At 65.5% G+C, this 17,272-nt stretch carries 16 protein-coding genes; 10 read left to right on the top strand and 6 right to left on the bottom strand.

Annotated elements, in window-relative coordinates:
• Positions 1 to 89: 89 nt before the first annotated feature.
• From SO140_RS28365 to SO140_RS28355, 3 genes are read left to right on the top strand one after another with little or no spacing between them, the layout of a single operon-like run.
• Positions 90 to 629 carry a SixA phosphatase family protein gene (locus tag SO140_RS28365; protein WP_449377047.1) on the top strand — a complete coding sequence of 180 codons (540 nt, stop codon included), beginning with the start codon at positions 90 to 92 and terminating at the stop codon, positions 627 to 629.
• 47 nt (positions 630 to 676) lie between these two features.
• Complete coding sequence (locus SO140_RS28360; protein WP_027528656.1) at positions 677 to 1,102, top strand: universal stress protein; 426 nt, start codon at positions 677 to 679, stop codon at positions 1,100 to 1,102.
• A 33-nt stretch (positions 1,103 to 1,135) separates the two neighbouring features.
• Positions 1,136 to 1,597 (top strand): hypothetical protein, encoded by a 462-nt coding sequence (locus tag SO140_RS28355; RefSeq protein ID WP_449377046.1) that lies wholly within the window; start codon positions 1,136 to 1,138, stop codon positions 1,595 to 1,597.
• Between the two features lie 12 nt (positions 1,598 to 1,609).
• Here SO140_RS28355 and SO140_RS28350 read toward each other — a convergent pair whose 3' ends face one another.
• Positions 1,610 to 1,846, bottom strand: a complete 237-nt coding sequence (locus SO140_RS28350) for a DUF1127 domain-containing protein (RefSeq protein ID WP_449377045.1) — start codon at positions 1,844 to 1,846, stop codon at positions 1,610 to 1,612.
• Positions 1,847 to 2,031: 185 nt separating this feature from the next.
• Between SO140_RS28350 and SO140_RS28345 the strand changes: the two genes are divergently transcribed.
• The gene (locus SO140_RS28345; RefSeq protein WP_449377044.1) at positions 2,032 to 3,375 is read left to right on the top strand and encodes an aminotransferase-like domain-containing protein; all 1,344 of its coding nucleotides are present in this window, start codon (positions 2,032 to 2,034) and stop codon (positions 3,373 to 3,375) included.
• A gap of 12 nt (positions 3,376 to 3,387) precedes the next feature.
• Here SO140_RS28345 and SO140_RS28340 read toward each other — a convergent pair whose 3' ends face one another.
• Entirely contained in the window at positions 3,388 to 3,960 is a 573-nt protein-coding gene (locus SO140_RS28340) for a YdcF family protein (protein ID WP_449377043.1), read from the bottom strand.
• 87 nt (positions 3,961 to 4,047) lie between these two features.
• Entirely contained in the window at positions 4,048 to 4,647 is a 600-nt protein-coding gene (locus SO140_RS28335; RefSeq protein WP_449377042.1) for a hypothetical protein, read from the bottom strand.
• A gap of 75 nt (positions 4,648 to 4,722) precedes the next feature.
• On the opposite strand from SO140_RS28335, the gene SO140_RS28330 reads away from it, so the two are divergent.
• The gene (locus tag SO140_RS28330) at positions 4,723 to 5,157 is read left to right on the top strand and encodes a hypothetical protein (protein WP_449377041.1); all 435 of its coding nucleotides are present in this window, start codon (positions 4,723 to 4,725) and stop codon (positions 5,155 to 5,157) included.
• A gap of 3 nt (positions 5,158 to 5,160) precedes the next feature.
• Here SO140_RS28330 and SO140_RS28325 read toward each other — a convergent pair whose 3' ends face one another.
• From SO140_RS28325 to SO140_RS28315, 3 genes are all read right to left on the bottom strand, one after another.
• Positions 5,161 to 7,557: a putative bifunctional diguanylate cyclase/phosphodiesterase gene (locus tag SO140_RS28325; protein ID WP_449377040.1), complete on the bottom strand. Its 2,397-nt coding sequence runs from the start codon at positions 7,555 to 7,557 to the stop codon at positions 5,161 to 5,163.
• A gap of 121 nt (positions 7,558 to 7,678) precedes the next feature.
• Positions 7,679 to 9,079: an MFS transporter gene (locus SO140_RS28320; RefSeq protein WP_449377039.1), complete on the bottom strand. Its 1,401-nt coding sequence runs from the start codon at positions 9,077 to 9,079 to the stop codon at positions 7,679 to 7,681.
• Between the two features lie 299 nt (positions 9,080 to 9,378).
• The gene (locus SO140_RS28315) at positions 9,379 to 9,885 is read right to left on the bottom strand and encodes a YciE/YciF ferroxidase family protein (protein WP_449377038.1); all 507 of its coding nucleotides are present in this window, start codon (positions 9,883 to 9,885) and stop codon (positions 9,379 to 9,381) included.
• A gap of 425 nt (positions 9,886 to 10,310) precedes the next feature.
• Between SO140_RS28315 and SO140_RS28310 the strand changes: the two genes are divergently transcribed.
• From SO140_RS28310 to kdgD, 5 genes are all read left to right on the top strand, one after another.
• Complete coding sequence (locus SO140_RS28310) at positions 10,311 to 11,393, top strand: lysylphosphatidylglycerol synthase transmembrane domain-containing protein (RefSeq protein ID WP_449377037.1); 1,083 nt, start codon at positions 10,311 to 10,313, stop codon at positions 11,391 to 11,393.
• Between the two features lie 112 nt (positions 11,394 to 11,505).
• Positions 11,506 to 13,452 (top strand): SGNH/GDSL hydrolase family protein, encoded by a 1,947-nt coding sequence (locus tag SO140_RS28305; protein ID WP_449377036.1) that lies wholly within the window; start codon positions 11,506 to 11,508, stop codon positions 13,450 to 13,452.
• 303 nt (positions 13,453 to 13,755) lie between these two features.
• Positions 13,756 to 15,108 (top strand): MFS transporter, encoded by a 1,353-nt coding sequence (locus SO140_RS28300; RefSeq protein WP_449377035.1) that lies wholly within the window; start codon positions 13,756 to 13,758, stop codon positions 15,106 to 15,108.
• A 125-nt stretch (positions 15,109 to 15,233) separates the two neighbouring features.
• Positions 15,234 to 16,139, top strand: a complete 906-nt coding sequence (locus SO140_RS28295) for a LysR family transcriptional regulator (RefSeq protein WP_449377034.1) — start codon at positions 15,234 to 15,236, stop codon at positions 16,137 to 16,139.
• 188 nt (positions 16,140 to 16,327) lie between these two features.
• Positions 16,328 to 17,272 carry a 5-dehydro-4-deoxyglucarate dehydratase gene (kdgD, locus tag SO140_RS28290; RefSeq protein WP_449377033.1) on the top strand — a complete coding sequence of 315 codons (945 nt, stop codon included), beginning with the start codon at positions 16,328 to 16,330 and terminating at the stop codon, positions 17,270 to 17,272.

Genomic DNA, 17,272 nt, shown 5'->3' with positions numbered 1-17,272 from the left:
GTTTTCTTAAGGCACCGGTCAGGCGCTTGTCACCTTGTCCTGAACCATTGCCTGTAGATTAAATAAGACCGAAATGATTCGAGAATGCCATGCGCCGTTTGATGCTGCTGCGTCACGCCAAGACCGAGACTGACGCACCGAGCGGCCGTGACCAGGACCGCCGCCTCGACGACCGCGGCCATCGGGATGCAGCCCATATGGGCGACTGGATTGCCCATCATCCGCCGTTCCCCAATACCGTGCTGGTGTCACCGGCCGTCCGGGCCAGGCAGACCTGGGACGTCGCCTGGGAGAGCATGAAAAACCGTGTCGCGGAGCCCCAGGTCGAATTGCTGCCGGAACTCTATGGCGCCGACCCTGCACAACTCCTGGAAACCATTCGCACCGCAACCATTCCCGCCTCGCCGAAAAACCTGATGCTGGTCGGTCACAATCCCGGCATGCATGAAGTTGCGTTGATGCTGATGGGCAGCGGCGGCGACGAGGCCGGCCGCAAGGCGCTCGCCCACAACCTGCCGACGGCGGGGCTTGCGGTCTTCGACTTTGACGTCAAGGATTGGGGTGACGTAGCGTACCGCCGCGGGAAGCTGGTGCTGTTCGTCAGCCCCAAGTTGCTGAAGCAGGCTTAGGGGCGACAGGGCGCCGTCCCGGGTCGTTGAAAGACAGGGAGGCGCAGATGTTCAAGTCCATTCTCGTGCCCATCGATCTCGCCGACACCGACCTCGCAAAACCTGCGATCGCGACGGCTGCCACGCTGTCGCAGACCTGGAACGGCACGGTGCGCCTACTCAACGTGCTGCCGATGACGCCGGTGATGCTGGCCGAATACGTGCCGGCCGATTTCGACGAGCAGCAGCGCCAGACCTCCGAGGAAGCACTCGCCATCGTCGCACGCGAGTCCGGCATCGACGCCCCGCGTATCTCCAGCGTGGTACGCCAGGGCGGTATCTATCACGAGATCCTGGAGGAAGCGGCGCACATGAAGGCCGACCTCATCGTCATGACTTCGCACCGTCCGGCGATGCGGACCTATTTCCTTGGCTCAAATGCCGGGCACGTCGTGCGTTACGCCAAATGCTCGGTGCTGGTGGTCCGGCACTAGCTTCTGCTCAGATAAACACCTCGGAGCAATTGCATGCGGGACTGGTGGCGCAAATGGAGTTACGAAGTCCCGCTCGCGATCGGCGATGCGCTCTGGGAGGTGCTGGTCGTGCAATTGGCCGCGGCTCTGGACAGGCTGACAGTGCGGCAGGTGATCGCCTTTATCCCCGTCGTCATTCTGGTTCTGGCCTACTACCACAGGATCCCGATCCCGCCCGAGCTGATGCTGGTCGGCGATCTCCTCGCTTATCTCGACGTCTTCTCGGTGCTGTTCCTGCTTGGCGTGCTGAGCCGAGTCACGACGATCCTGTTCGTCGTCAAGCAGGCGTCAGCACGGATCGCGGCACTCGTCGACAAGGTCGCCACGCACATGCGACGTCTCGACCGTCGACACCGGCGCGCACACGGCGCCTCAACGAGGCCACGCCGCAAGCCCGACCGTTCCGAGGACGATCGAGCTTTTGGCGGAGCATGGGGACGGGCCGCAGTCGCCTGACCCCGCAGTTGGTTACAGGTAGCGCGCCAGCTCGGCTTTCACCTGCCCGTAAACCGCATCCTCGATCTGCGAGCGCGTGATCCCGATGTCGCGCAACGCGCGGTCGTCGAGTTCGTTCAGCGTCTTGACGGCGGCGCGACGCTCCAGGAAGTCGAGCAGCGCAGCGGCGCCGTTGACGAGGGAGCGGAAGAATCCGCGTGACGAGGGTGGGCTCAGAGGCTGCCCGGCAGTTTGCGAGATGGTGGTCATGTTTCTTCTCCGGCAATCGTCCCGTGCGGCGAAAGCGATGCCGCTGGCACAGACGCCGGTCGGCGCCTGCTCCTTCATTGCCCTCGGATTGCTCGCGCAGCCGGGGTTCAATCGCGGGACTTGATGGAACCAAAATGCTCCAGTACAATTCTCGGTGCAAGTGAAACATTGCTCTCGGTGCAATAATGTCGAAGTTCGAGTACGTGAAGCTGGCCGATGCCGTTGCCGCCGACATCACTAACGGGACGTTAAAGCCGGGCGACCGCCTGCCGCCGCAGCGCAATTTCGCCTATGAGCGTGGCATTGCGGTCTCGACCGCTAGCCGTGTTTATACGGAGCTGCTGCGTCGCGGGCTCGTCGTCGGCGAGGTCGGCCGCGGCACGTTCATCTCCGGCGAGGCGCGGCGCGGCGTCGCAGCTCCCGCCGAGCCGCGCGGCGCGCGGATCGACTTCGAGTTCAACTATCCGTTGCTGCCGCAGCAATCGGCGATGATCGCAAAGAGCCTCGCCGGTCTCGAGCGCCCCGAGGCGCTCGAGGTCGCGCTGCGGCCTGCGACCAGCACCGGCACGCAGGCAGCTCGGAGCATTTCCGCATCATACCTCGCACGCAAGGGCTGGGCGCCGAACGCCGACCATCTCGTCTTCACCTCGAACGGACGGCAATGCATTGCCGCCGCGCTTGCCGCACTCGTGCCTGCGGGCGGACGCTGCGGCGTCGAGGCGCTGACCTATCCCTTCATCAAGGGCATCGCCGCACGCCTCGGCATCACGCTGGTGCCGCTCGCGATGGACGAGCACGGCGTGCGTCCGGACGCGATCCAGAAAGCGCATCGCGAGGCGAATCTTGCCGCGCTCTATCTGCAGCCGACGATGCAGAACCCGCTCGGCATCACCATGCCGCTCGGCCGCCGCAACGACGTGCTGCGCGCCGCCGAGAAGCTCGACCTGCCAATCATCGAGGACACCGTCTACAGCTTCCTCGCCGACGAGGTGCCGCTCGCCGCGCTCGCGCCGGACCGTTGCCTCGTGCTCGACAGCCTGTCGAAGAAGGTCGCGCCGGGGCTAGCGCTCGGCTTCATCGTCGCCCCCCCGCATTTGCGTGAAAGCGTGCTGGCCTCGGTGCGCTCGGGCGGCTGGACCGCATCCGGCTATGCCTTCGCGGCCGGGCAGCGGCTGATGGCCGACGGCACCGCGGCCGAATTGTCGCGCCTCAAACGCATCGATGCGGGCAAACGCCAGCACCTGGCGGCGCAGCGCCTCGCCGGCTTCGATATCCAGGCCGATCCGAAGGCCTATCATCTGTGGCTGTCGCTGCCGTCGCATTGGCGCTCGCAGACGCTGGTCGCCGCGGCCGGCCGCCGCGACATCGCGCTGACGCCGTCCACAACGTTCGCGATCGCCAACGGGCATGCCCCCAACGCTGTCCGCCTGGCGCTTGGCGCACCAAGTTTCGAGCAGCTCGACGCGGGCCTGCGCACGCTCTCGGCGATGCTGCGCTCGAAGGAAGAGGACTTTGATTCGACGGAGTAGCGCGCCGGCCTCTCACGTCACCGGCCACTCCGCAATGAACCCCTTCGCCTTGTACGGTTCGATCTTGTCCCATTCATGCAGGACGCGGCGGCGCAACTCGGCATCGGTGTGCCAGAGCCCGCGCGGCGTCGCAAAACTATCGACCGTCAGAAGCATCTTCGTCACCTCCGGCCAGTGCCGATGCAGCGTCATGGGATAGCGACGCGCCGTCCAGGTGTTGCCGAGGCAGATCACGCTGCGAATATTTTGCAGCCCGAGCGCAGCATCGATGACCGGCAGCGAGAAGACGACGTTCTCCCCCGTATTCATCGCCCGGTGCTCTTCGAGGATGCGGCCCGCCGGAATGCCGGCTTCGACCATCGCGGCCTTGATGAGCTTGCACTCGGATTGCTCCGAGCCCGGCGTCACTCCTCCGCTGACGATCGACCAGCGGAAATAGCCGTCGCGCCAAAGCCGGGCCGCGGTGCCGGCGCGCAGCGCGACGTCCTCGCGGGTGCCGAACAGGAACAGCAGGTCGGCTGGCCGAAGCGGCGTCTCGATCAGATGCGTGGCATTGATTGCGGCGATCTCGTCCGCTGTCGGCATTCGGCTGCTGCGGTCCATGACGATGAGAATGCGACATGGGCCCGATTCCGCGAAGTCACGTTTGATGACCGGCGATTGCAGCCGCCGCTACGGCAGCAGCGCCTCCGGCAACCGGTCAAAGCCGTAGCTGCGCGGCTGGTTGCGGCGGATGAAGCCGCCGATCTGCCAGGTGAACAGCGCGGCGAAGCCGACGATGAACAGCGCGCCCGTCCATTCGCCGGTCGCGATCGCGCGGATGAGAAGCCCGGCCATCGCCACCGCCAGCATCGCCAGAAGCGCGAGCGCCGCCGTGTAGGCGGTGCGCCCGAGGCCCGCGGTCAGCTTGGCGCGGCTACCCGCTTTTGCCATGTGCGCGTGCAGCGCGACGATGAAATCGCGAAAGCCGTGATCCTGCGCCGCCATCAGCGCCGCGGTCTGCCAGGTCGTCGACAGGATCGCGATGCGGCCGCCATCTGCATGGCGGAGATCGGCGCGAAACCGGTGCTGCTGCATCGAGACGGGTCGGTACGACAGCCGGATCGCCGAGATCTCGCCATAGCGCCACAGGCCGGAGCGGCCGGCGATCTGCCACGACAGGCCCTCATCCGTCAGCTCGAAGCGGTGCGCCGAGCCGATCAGCGACGCCTTGTAGGCGTAGCTCGTGACTTGCTCGCTCACGACTTGCGCGACGGCCTGTAGCTCGGACATCTCGTCGACCTTTATCAACTCTGCGCTCGGCCTGATCGGCTTGCACGCCCCCCTCGCCCATTCTACAAACCAGGCATGGCTGAGACGATCTTTTTTCCCCGTCACCTGATTCTCGGCGGCGCGATGATCTCGGGCGTGCTGCTCGCGCTCGCGGTGCATATGCTGGGCGCGCGCTACGGGCTCGACCTCGGCGGGCTCTGGCGCTCGGACACGCATGAGTTCATGCCCGCGGGTGCGGCGATCGCGTGGTGGCTGATCGCCACCGTCGGCTTTTCGGGCGGCTACTTCACCGCGACACTGATGCAGAGCGCCGTTTCGGGCCAGATCCCGCAAAGGATGCGGCAGTTCCTGATCGCGGTCGGCGTGCTCTTGCTCGCCGGCGCCGGACAGGCGGCCTCCGCACCCAGCCCGATCCCGACCATCTCCGGCGTGCTTGCAGGCCTTGCCGCACTGTGCCTCGGCGCAGTGATGGCGTTCTGCGGCGCGCATTTCGCGCTCCGCAAGGCCTGACGTTCAGGCTGAGGCACGCAGGCGGGGCTTCGCCAGCATCATCGCAACCTCGGACGCCGGCCGCGGCGCGCTGAACAGATAGCCTTGCGCCTGGGTACAGCCCTCGCGCCGCAGGAGCTCGAGCTGCGCATCGTTCTCGACGCCCTCCGCCGTGGTCGCGATCCCGAGGCTGCGCCCGAGGCCGGTGACGGCACGGACGATTGCCATGGAATCCTCGCGCGTCGAGAGCTCGGACACGAAGGAGCGGTCGATCTTGATCTTGTCGAAAGGGAAGCTGCGCAAGTAGCTGAGCGAGGAATAGCCGGTGCCGAAATCGTCGAGCGAGATCCGCACGCCCTGCGCGCGTAGTTCATGCAGGATCGCAAGCGTTGCCTCGCTGTTCTGGAGCAGCACGGATTCAGTGATCTCGAGCTCGAGGCGCCCGGCAGCAAGCCCCGAGGCGGTCAGCGCCTCGGTCACCGAAGCGACCAGGTTCGGGTTCTTGAACTGCACCGGCGACAGGTTGACGGCGACGCAGATTTCCTCGGGCCAGGTGGCCGCATCGGCGCAGGCGTTGCGCAGCACCTGCTCGCCGAGTTGCACGATCAGGCCGGTCTCTTCCGCGAGCGGAATGAAGGCGGCCGGCGAGATCAGGCCGCGCTGCGGGTGATTCCATCGGCTCAGTGCCTCGAAGGCCACGACGCGGTCCCTGGCAACGTCGCGGATCGGCTGGTAGTGGACCTCGAACTCGTTCCTGCTTAGCGCCGCCCGCAAATCCATTTCGAGCAGCCGCCGCGCCTGCGCGCGGGCATCCATGCCGGTCTCGAAGAAGCGATAGGTACCGCGGCCATCGGCCTTGGCGCGGTACAGCGCGAGGTCGGCGTTCTTCAACAGCTCGTCCGGATTGCTGCCGTCCTGTGGCGACAGCGAGATGCCGATCGACACGCCGATGATGATCTGATGGTCGGCGATCTCATAGGGCGCGGAAATCACCTCGACCAGGCGTCCGGCGAGCGCGGTCGCCGCCGCCTCCTCCTTACCGAGCTGGACCACGGCGAACTCGTCACCGCCGAGCCGCGCCACGGTGTCTCTCTCGCCGGCGCAGGCAGCTAACCTGCGGCCGACCTCCTTGAGCAGCGCGTCACCGATCGGATGCCCGAGTGAATCGTTGATGTCCTTGAAGTGATCGAGGTCGAGACAAAGCACCGCGAGCTGGTCGCCGGGCCTGGCGAGGCGCAGGCCCTGCTCGAGCTGCTCGTGGAACAGCACGCGGTTCGGCAGATTGGTCAGCGCGTCGTGGCGCGCCATGTGGGAGATCTTCTCCTGCGCCGCCAGCCATTCGGTGATATCCTCGAAGGTCGCGACCCAGCCGCCGCCCTGCATCGGCTGGTTGACGACGCGGATCGAGCGGCCAAAGCGATTGACGATCATGGTGGTGCCGCGGCTTTCGCGGGCGTCGGCGACCAGCCGGCCGAAAAACTCCTCCGGGTTGCCCTCCCACTTGCCCATCGCCCTCTGTTCCACGAGGACCTCGAGCAGCGTACGCCCGATCAACGTCATGCCGGTCCGGCCCATCATCGAGGCATAATGCTCGTTGAATAGCAGGATCCTGCCGTCCCCGTCGAACATGCACAGCCCCTGCGACATGTTCTCGAGCGCGGTGTCGAGCACGACCTGCTGGCGCCCCAATTGGCCCTTGGCGCGGCGATCGAGGATCGCGGCGACGAGTGCGATGGCGATGATGGCGGCCGCGGCGCTCGCGGTGAGCAAGGAGAGCGTCGCCGGCGCAATCGACAACCCGCTGGTGGCGAGCGTCGGATCCGGCGTCAGCTCGACGGCGCCCATCGCCGTGAAGTGATGCGAGACGATGGCGAGCGTGAGCAAGCCGGTGGCGCTCAGAGCATGCGAGAGGTCATCGCGCCGCGCCGCGACATAGATGGCAGCCGCGCCGAACACGATTCCGAACAGAATCGAGGCGGTCACCGTGCCGCTCACCCAGCCGACGTGCGCGGGCATCTCCAGCGCCGCCATGCCAGTATAGTGCATGGCCGCGACGCCGCCGCCGACGATGGCACCGCCGAGAAGTATCCATGGCGTGCGCGTCGATGACGCCGCGATGCTCAGGCCCACGAAGGTCACGGAGATCGCGAAGATCAGCGACAGGACCGTCACGGGAATGTTGTAGGCCGCACCGGCGCCCGGCCCGTAGGCCAGCATCGCGATGAAATGCGTTGCCCAGATGCCGCAACCGCTGACGATGGCGTCGAGCGCAAGCCAGACCAGACGCGCAGAGCCCTGTGTGGCGCGCGCCCGATGAAACAGGCTGATCGCCGCCGCGCTGGCGAGCAAGCAGACCGCGCCGCCCAGCGCGACCAGGCCCCAGTCATGCTGATCCGTCAGACAGTAAAGAACTTGGTACATATCGCAGGTCCATTTTCGGCACCTGCATTAAAGAGACGAGAGATGGACAGTCGGTAACCGGCTACATGCCGGTTCGGCTCATGGTGAACGAAAGCTGTGAGCGCAGGCAGCATACTCAGGGTTAACCATCGGCTGCCGCGCTATGCCATATCGCCGTCGCGGCCAGCAGCAGGACAGTTGCCGCAATGATCAGCGAAGCGTGCAGGCCGGTCATGAAGTTCCCCGCAACCAGTGAGCCGAACAGCGCAACGCCGAGCACGCTGCCGGTCTGCCGGGTCGCATTGAGCACGCCGGCCGCGATGCCCGAGCGGGCCTTCTCAACGCTGCCGAGCAGCGTCGAGGTCAGGGGTGGCACCAAAAGGCCGAGGCCGCCGCTGATCGCGATCATCTGCACGGCGATCGCCCAATAGCTGGTGTCGGGAGTCATGCCGAGCATGCCGAGGCAGCCCAGCGCCGAGACGCCCGCGCCCACGATCATGGTCCTGCAGGCTCCGATGCGCTCGGAAATGCGCGGCGCCAGCAGATTCACCGGCAGCACCGCGCCCATCATCGGGACGAAGGCAAGCCCGGTCCACCAGGCCGACAGTCCGTTGACCTCCTGGAAGTAGAGGCTGAGCACGAAGATCAGGCCGTAGATCGCGACGTTCACGAGCAGGCCCACGAGTGAGGTCAGCGCGAACATGCGGTTGCCAAACAGCGACAGCGGCAGCATCGGCTGCGCCGTGCGCTGCTCGCGCCAGACGAACAGCACGGCCAGGACGGCGGCCGCGACGAAGGCCGCGATCACGGCAGGATGCGACCAGCCCTTCGCGCCGCCTTCGATGATCGCGCCGGCGAGCGCGCCTAACGCGCCGATTGCCGCGCACTGGCCGGGCAGATCGATCTCGCGCGCGAGCGAGCGCGTGGTCTCATCGGTGTAGCGCCAGGTCAGCCAGAGGCCGACCAGCCCGATCGGCAGGTTGACCAGGAAGATCGCCCGCCAGCCGACCAGCGTGATCAGGCCGCCGCCGACGAACGGCCCTGCGGTTAAGGCAAGGCTGGCGCCTGCGGCCCAGACCGCGACGGCGCGGCCGCGCTGCTTCTCGTCCGGATAAGCGTGGTTGAGCAGGGCTAGCGAATTCGGCACCAAGATCGCCGCCGCCAATCCCTGGATCAGCCGCGCGCCGATCAGGACGATGGCATTCGGCGACAGCGCGCAGGCGAGCGAGGCCGCGGTGAAGAGGGCGAAACCCGCCATGAAGACGCGCTTGGCGCCGACGCGATCGCCGAGCGCGCCGGCGGTCAGGATGAAGGCGGCAAAGGCGATGGTGTAGGCGCTCACCACCCATTGCAGCTCGGCGACCCCGCCGCCAAGCGCGGTACCCATGGCATGAAGCGCGGTGTTGACGATGGTGACGTCGAGCTGCACCACGCCATAGCCAAGACTCATAGCCGCGAGTGTCAGCGAGGTGGCAAGGCGCGAGCGCTGCGTGTTTCCCGAGGACGCGTAGTCGATATTGGTATGGGCTATATTGGTCCGCATGCTGCCATCCCGATTGCAGCCCCATGCGAAGGATACAGGTCTAGCCCCAAGCATGATTCGATACAGGTCGAATTATGAATGCTGAGTTATTCGCTTGAGGAACGAATTCGCCACCTCTCGGTGTCATCGCCCGCCTTTATGCGCGCTTGCGCACTGGGGCGGGCGATCCGGTATTCCAGAGGCGGTGCGGTATACTGAGGCGCCGCGGCATACTGGATCCCCCGCCCTCGCCCTCGCGGGGAGACATCTCGCGAAAACGCCGCGCTCGACTTCTGCGGCGCTGTCGCGACGACGTGGGCCTAGCTCGCCGCGCGCAGGTTCACCTTGGTCTCGGCGATCATGGTCAGCTTCTTGTCGGTCGCCTTCTCTTCCTCCAGCGTCTTGGCGAGCACCGCCGCGCAGTCATTGCGGCCGAGCTGCTTGGCCCAGGCGATCAGGCTGCCGTAGCGGACGATCTCGTAGTGCTCGGCGGCCTGCGCGGCATTGATGAGGGCCGCATCCAGCACCGCCTTGTCTGCGACCTCGCCGGCGGTGTCATTGGCTTCCTCGATGATGCCGTCGATCGCCGGGCAATCGATCGCCTTCACCTCGACGCCATGCATCTTGAACACCTCTTCCAGCCGCTTCACATGCTGCTTGGTTTCATCGAGGTGCGTCAAAAAGCCCTGCTTCAACTGCGGATCGGTCGCCTTATTTGCCATTTTCGGCAGCGCCTTGGTGAGCTGCTGCTCGGCGTAATAGATGTCCTGCAATTGATGCACGAACAGGTCGTTCATGCTCTTGATGTCCTTGGTGAACAGTCCCATCGTTCCAATCCTTGCGCTTCGGGAACAGAGCGGCGCCCGCCTGCGTGCGTACAGGCCGCCATCGCGCCGTGTTCGGTTGTTGATACGGCGCTAACCGAGACACACGAGGGACGTTCCGAAGGGATTGAAAACCTTGAGCTGGAACAAGGCGAACCGCGCTGCGGTTTGGCAAAATGCTGGCAACGATACGGCAATGTCGCGACTCGTAATCCTTAACGCGCGGCAATGTGTAGGACGTATGACAAAAAGGGCTATCCCAGCGCAGAAGCTTCCGTTGTCAAGGGCTGCACAAAGCGCTGTTTTTGCCTTAAGGAACTAGGATATGCCTTGCGATCAGTGCCAACCTTCGGGCGCGATCGCACTCGATCAGCTCCCAGCTCGATTGGGTAGGCTTTATGGTTAAGTGTGCCCCGCCGGGAGGATGAATGCAGGACGTGCTGCCCGCGATGAAACGCGGCTTCAAGAGATGGATCGGTTGGCGTCGGCTCGGCATTGCCGCGAGCGTCATGATCATCGCCTTCGCGATCACCACGCTGGTGCGCACCCTCAAGGGCATCGACACCGGCGTCATCCTGACCGCGTTAACCGAGATCCCCCGCGGCAACATCGGCCTTGCGGCGCTCTGCGTCTTTTTCGCTTTCTGTACGCTGACCTTCTACGACTTCTTCGCACTGCGAACGATCGGCAAGAAGCACGTCCCCTACCGCATCGCAGCGCTGTCCAGCTTCACCTCCTATTCGATCGGCCACAACATCGGCGCGACCGTCTTCACCGGTGGGGCGATCCGCTTCCGGATCTATTCGGACTACGGGCTGAATGCGATCGACGTTGCAAAGATCTGCTTCCTCTCCGGACTCACCTTCTGGCTCGGTAACATCTTCGTGCTGTCGATCGGCATGGCGATCCACCCCGATGCCGCGTCCGCGATGGACCAGCTCCCCTCCGCGATCAACCGCCTGATCGCCTTTGGCGGCCTCGCCTCGATCACCGCTTACCTCGTATGGCTGTCGATGGGGGAGAAGCGCCGCGAGCTCGGTCAGAAGGGCTGGAAGGTGGTGCTGCCGTCGGCGCCGCTGACGCTCGTGCAGATCCTGATTGGCGTGGTCGATCTCGGCTTCTGCGCCATGGCGATGTACCTCCTGGTGCCGTCCACCCCGCCGATCGATTTCATGTCGCTCGCGGTGGTGTTCATCCTGGCGACGCTGCTGGGCTTTGCCAGCCACGCCCCCGGCAGCATCGGCGTATTCGACGCCGCCATGCTGGTAGCGCTCCCCGAATTCGGCCGCGAGCAGTTGCTCGCGACCCTCCTGGTCTTCCGCATCCTCTATTTCATGATCCCGTTCGGCCTCGCCATTTCCATCATGGGAGCGCGCGAACTCTGGATGAACGTCGTGGAGCCGTGGCAGGAGCGCCGGCGGCTGGCTGAGGCCTGCGCGCAGGCCAACCTGCCCAAGCAGGTGACGCAGATGGAGCGCGAACGGTCGCTGCGGCAGGCCAGCAAGCGCTAGACGGAGGCAAAACCCTGGACGGCAAGAGCTAAACCGGTCAGACAAACGTCGAAGGCGGGGCGAGGAAGCCTCTCTTATTTCCGCCTCAACTTTGACGTTGAAAGCGCGGGCTATGATCCGAGCCAACCTCCGCACCTTCCTCGCCGGCGCCCTGCTTGCCGGGATGTTAGGCGCTTTGCCGCCTGAACGCGCTGCCGCGCAGGACGGCAGCCTCCAGATCACCTGGGAGGTGCGCAACCGCTTCCGCCTGTTCCGGGAGGAGCGCGACTTCCTTCTCCACGTCGAGAACGCCCGCAACCGCAGCATCCTCGCCGCCGAGCAGTCGCTGGAGATGCAAAGCGAGGGCCGCGGCTGGGCCCGCAACATGGTCAACCGCCTCTGCATCGACCTCCAGGGCAGGGTCAACCAGCCCTGCACCCGCGACAACGTCAAAGAGAACTACATCACCCCGATCGACCACCCGGTGACCGTGCGCCTGACCGGCGCCGTGCCGGTCGGCGCCACCTGCGCCTGGTCGTTCGACGACGGCGACGGGCCGCAGGCCTCGACCTTCGACTGCGCCGAGCCGGTGAACCTGCGCGTCCGCTACGGCAAGCAGACGGTGGCGACCGTCGACGTCTCCTCGGGCTCCGACCCGACCCAACGCATCCAGACCGAGATCCAGGTCCGCGACATCTTCGTTGCGGGCTTAGGCGACAGCATCGCCTCCGGCGAGGGTAATCCGGACCGCCCCATCGCGCTGTCCGACGACGGTTTCTGCTTCCGCTCCTATCTCGGCACCTCCGGCGGACAGTACTACCGGCCGAGCCGCGCCGGCTTCAAGGGCGGGCGAGCCTGCGAGGCGCCGGACACGCTCGCCAACTGGCAGCGCTACGGCGCACTCTGGTTCAACGCCGCCTGCCATCGCTCGCTCTACAGCTACCAGAGCCGCACCGCGCTCGCGCTTGCGGTCCGCTATCCCCACATCGCCGTGACCTATCTGCCGCTCGCCTGCACCGGCGCGAGCATCAGCGACGGGCTCTTGGGCTCGCAGCGTGCGCGCGAATGCCCGCCCGGCAAGAGCGGCACCTGCCAAACCAGCGTCAATGCGCAAGTGGCCGAGTTGCGCGAGGCACTCACTGCGGCGAGGAAACGCCAGCCGGACCGCAGGCTTGACCTCGTGCTGCTCTCGATCGGCGCCAACGACGTCTATTTCTCCGGCCTCGTCGCCGACGTGATCGTGGACACCGCGACGGAACGCGCGCTGTTCACGCGCTCCGGCGTGATGGCTGGTGTCGACGATTCACGCGATGCGCTCGCGCGCGAGCTGCCCAGGAATTTCGTCAAGCTGCGCGAGGCCCTGAAGCCGCTGGTCGACGGCGACCTCTCGCACGTCGTCTATGTCTCCTACGCCAATCCGGCGCTCGCGGACGGCGGCGTGCCGTGCCGTGGCGGCCGCGCCGGCTTCGACATCCATCCGGCCTTCAACGCCGATCCGCAGCGGCTCGCCCGGGTCTCGACCTATGTCGACACCGAATTCCTGCCGCAGCTCAAGGGACTCGCGACCTGCACGCAAGGCGCGCTGTGCCGCGATCCCGAATCCGATCGCATGACCTTCGTCGATACGCACCAAGGTTTGTTCGCCGACCATGGCTTCTGCGCGCATTCAGGCTCCGACCCCGAATTCGACCGCGCCTGTTTTGCCGAGAACGGCCAGAGCTTTAACCCTGACATCGTCACCGCTGCGAGCCAGCCGATGCTGTGCGGCCGCGGCGCCTCCGAATATCGCGCCTACCTGCCGCGCGCCCGCTGGATCCGCGACGCCAATGACAGCTACTTCGCCGCAATGACCTATCCGCAAGGCCTGCCCGCCGCGAGCCAGCCGAACGACATTCACGACGCCGCCTGGGGCGTGCTCTCCGCCGTCTATGGCGGCGCGGTGCATCCGTCCGCAGAGGGCCACGCCGCGATGGCGGACGCGGCCCTGCCTGCCGCAAGCACCGTGCTCGGCCTCGACGCCGTGCCTCCCGGCTTCACCCGCGGCCTGCTGGCGCCGTTGCTGCCAGGCCTGCAGCGGTAGGCGCACTGCAAGCACACTCTCGGTGTCATCGTCCGCCTTTGTGCGCACTTGCGCACTGGGGCGGACGATCCAGTATTCCAGAGGCCGTGACGAACGCGGATAAGCCGAGGCGTAGCTTTCGCCGGGAATGACAGCAGTGCGTGTGGCTACGATCTCTCGCCCGCGACGCCTTCGTTTCCGCGGCCCTGCCGTTCGATCAATCCAAAAACGGTATCAATCGATACTCCCTTCAACTTGGCACTTTCGTGGGCGCCACTCTAGGAATCCTCTCGAGGAAACATTCAAATTCGAGGAGGCGCGCGCATGAGCGCAGTGGTGTCCGCAGCGGACGTGAAGAGGTCCCGCGTCAGGCTGTTCATCGTGACCATGTTGTTCCTGGTCACCACCGTCAATTATGCCGACCGCGCGACGCTGTCGATCGCAGGTCCCGCACTCTCCAAGGAGCTCCATCTCGATCCCGTCGCCATGGGCTACATCTTCTCGGCCTTCGGCTGGTCCTATGTGATCGCGCAGGTGCCGGGCGGCTGGCTACTCGATCGCTACGGCTCGCGCATCGTCTATGCCTTCAGCATCATCGTCTGGTCGCTGTTCACGCTGATGCAGGGCTGGGTCGGCTTCCTCGGCGCTGGAACCGCGGTCGCCATGCTGTTCGCGCTACGCTTTCTGGTCGGCATCGCGGAGGCGCCCTCCTTCCCTGCCAACGCCCGCATCGTGGCGGCCTGGTTCCCGGGCAATGAGCGCGGCACCGCATCGGCCTTCTTCAATTCCGGGCAGTATTTCGCAACCGTGATCTTCGCGCCTCTGATGGGCTGGATCGCCCATGATTACGGCTGGCGCTACGTGTTCTTCGTGATGGGCGCGCTCGGCGTCGTCATGGGCCTGGTCTGGATCAAGACCATCTACGGCCCGAAGGAGCACCCTTCCATCAACGAGGCCGAGTTCGACTACATCAGGGAAGGCGGCGCGCTGGTCGATCTCGACGCGCCCAAGGACGATCTGAAAGACGAGCGCGCACCGGACTCGGGCCCGAAATGGGACCACATCCGCCAGCTTCTCTCCAACCGCATGATGCTCGGCGTCTATCTCGGCCAGTACTGCATCAACACGCTGACCTATTTCTTCCTGACCTGGTTCCCGGTGTACCTCGTCAAGGAGCGTGGGCTGTCGATCCTGCAGGCGGGATTCGTCGCGACGCTGCCGGCCTTGTGTGGCTTCATCGGCGGCGTGCTCGGCGGCATCATCTCGGATGCGATCCTGCGCAAGACGGGCTCGCTGACCATGGCGCGCAAGATCCCGATCGTCGGCGGCATGCTGCTGTCGATGGCGATCATCGGCTGCAACTATGTCGATGGCCAGGCGCTGGTGATCGGCTTCATGGCGCTCGCCTTCTTCGGCAAGGGCATCGGCGCACTCGGCTGGGCGGTCGTCTCCGACACCTCGCCCAAGGAAGCCGGCGGCGTTTCCGGCGGCCTGTTCAACACCTTCGGCAACCTCTCCTCGATCACCACCCCGATCGTGATCGGCTACATCGTGGCCGCAACCGGCTCGTTCAACGGCGCCCTCGTCTTCGTCGGCGTCAACGCGCTGGTCGCAGCGTTCGCCTATCTCGTGGTCGTCGGCCAGATCCAGCGGGTCGTGCTCAAGCGTTCCTCCTGAGCGCTCCGGCAAAAGCGGAGCAGACCAGGCAACTTACGGCGGCTTCACGGCCGCCGTCTTTGTTTCGGAGGTCATCGATGCTAGAAGTGCCGGGGAAACGCCTTATCCATCTAAGGCCAGTATCGATGTTCGACCTCAACCAACTCCGCTGCTTCGTCACCGTGGCGGAGGAATTGCATTTCGGCCGCGCCGCCGCGCGGCTCAACATGACCCAGCCGCCGCTGTCGCGGCAGATCCAGGTGCTCGAGCACATCATCGACGCACCGCTCCTGGAGCGCACCAGCCGCTCGGTGCGCCTGACGCCGGCCGGACGCAGCTTCCTGCCTGAAGCGCGGCGTATTCTGAAGCTCGCGGAGAGCGCCTCGCAGGTCGCCCGCCGCATCGCGCTCGGCAAGACCGGCTCGGTGAAGATCGGTTTCACGGCCGCGGCCGCCTACGGCTTCCTGCCCGAGCTCGTCGCCGCCTGCCGCGCAAAACTCCCCGAAGTCGACTTCTCGCTGAAGGAGATGGTCTCGGGCGACCAGTTCGAGGCGCTGGCTTCGGGCCAGATCGATGCCGGCCTGCTCCGGCCGCCGATCGCGCGGCCGGAGCTTGCGAGCCGCCGCGTCGTCGCCGAGCCCCTGCTCGCCGCGATCCCGAAGAAGCACCCGCTGGCGAATGCCGAAAGCGTCACCATCAAGGACTTCGACGACCAGCCCTTCGTGATGTATTCGCCCTATGAGAGCCGCTATTTCCACGACCTGCTGGTCGCGCTCTTCACCCGCGCCGACGTGCTGCCACGCTATGTCCAGCACTTGAGCCAGATCCACTCGATCCTCGCCATGGTGCGCGCGGGGCTCGGGCTTGCCATCGTGCCGGCGGCGGCCGCGAGCCTGAAGATCTCCGACGTCCGCCTGCGGCCGCTCAAACTCCGCACGCGCATTCCGGTCGAGCTCTTCATGGTCTGGCGGCGCGATGACGAGAACCCGCTGCTGTCGGCACTGGTGAAAATCGCAGGCGAATTGGCCGCGTCGGAGACCATGGAAGATTGATGCTGAATTTGTATCATTCGATATAGGATTTGGCTTGGACGCGCATCGAACGGTCTCTTAAGTAACGGCCCATGGACGCGCGTCTACAGCGCGACCTCCGAGACATCGGACGCCACACCGCGCGTCCTCCAAAACATCCGGCGCGCAGGTCCGCGCGCCGCCTTCAAAACCCAGAGGGAGCAGCGCCCATGAGCAAGATGACCCCGCAGGAGATGGCCCAGAAGATCGGCTCCGGCCTCCTGTCCTTCCCCGTCACGCCGTTCAAGGCGGACTACTCCTTCGACGAGGCGACGTACCGCGCCAACATGGACTGGCTGTGCGGCTATGACGTCGCTGGCCTGTTCGCCGCCGGCGGCACCGGCGAGTTCTTCTCGCTGACGCCGGCCGAGGTTCCGCAGGTGGTCAAGGTCGCCGTCGACGAGACCAAGGGCCGCGTGCCCGTGCTCGCCGGCACCGGCTACGGCACCGCAACCGCGCGCGAGATCGCGATCGGCGCGGAAAAGGCCGGCGCCGACGGCCTGTTGCTGCTGCCGCCCTATCTCACCCATTCCGAGCAGGACGGCCTCGCCGCCCATGTCGAGGCGGTCTGCGCTTCCGTGAAGATCGGCGTCATCGTCTACAACCGCGACAATGCCATCCTCCAGCCCGACACGCTCGCCCGCCTCGCCGAGCGCTGCCCGAACCTCGTCGGCTACAAGGACGGCATCGGCGACATCGAGCTGATGACCCGCGTCTACACCAAGCTCGGCGACCGCCTGACCTATGTCGGCGGCCTGCCGACAGCCGAGACCTTCGCCCTGCCCTATCTCGACATGGGCGTCACCACCTATTCATCGGCCGTGTTCAACTTCGTGCCGGAGTTTGCGACCAAGTTCTACGCAGCCGTGCGCAAGCGCGATCACGAGACGATCAATGCAGGCCTGAAGAACTTCATCCTGCCGCTGATCGCGATCCGCAACCGCAAGAAGGGCTATGCGGTCTCGATCATCAAGGCCGGCATGAAGGTGATCGGCCGCGACTCCGGTCCGGTCCGTCCGCCGCTCACTGATCTCAACGAGCAGGAGATGGCGGAACTCACCGCGCTCGTGCAAAACCTGCCCGCCGCGCAATCGGCACAACAGGCAGCAGAATAA

It is taken from the genome of Bradyrhizobium sp. UFLA05-108 (assembly GCF_059803455.1).
This window is presented reverse-complemented; position numbering and strand designations above follow the sequence as displayed.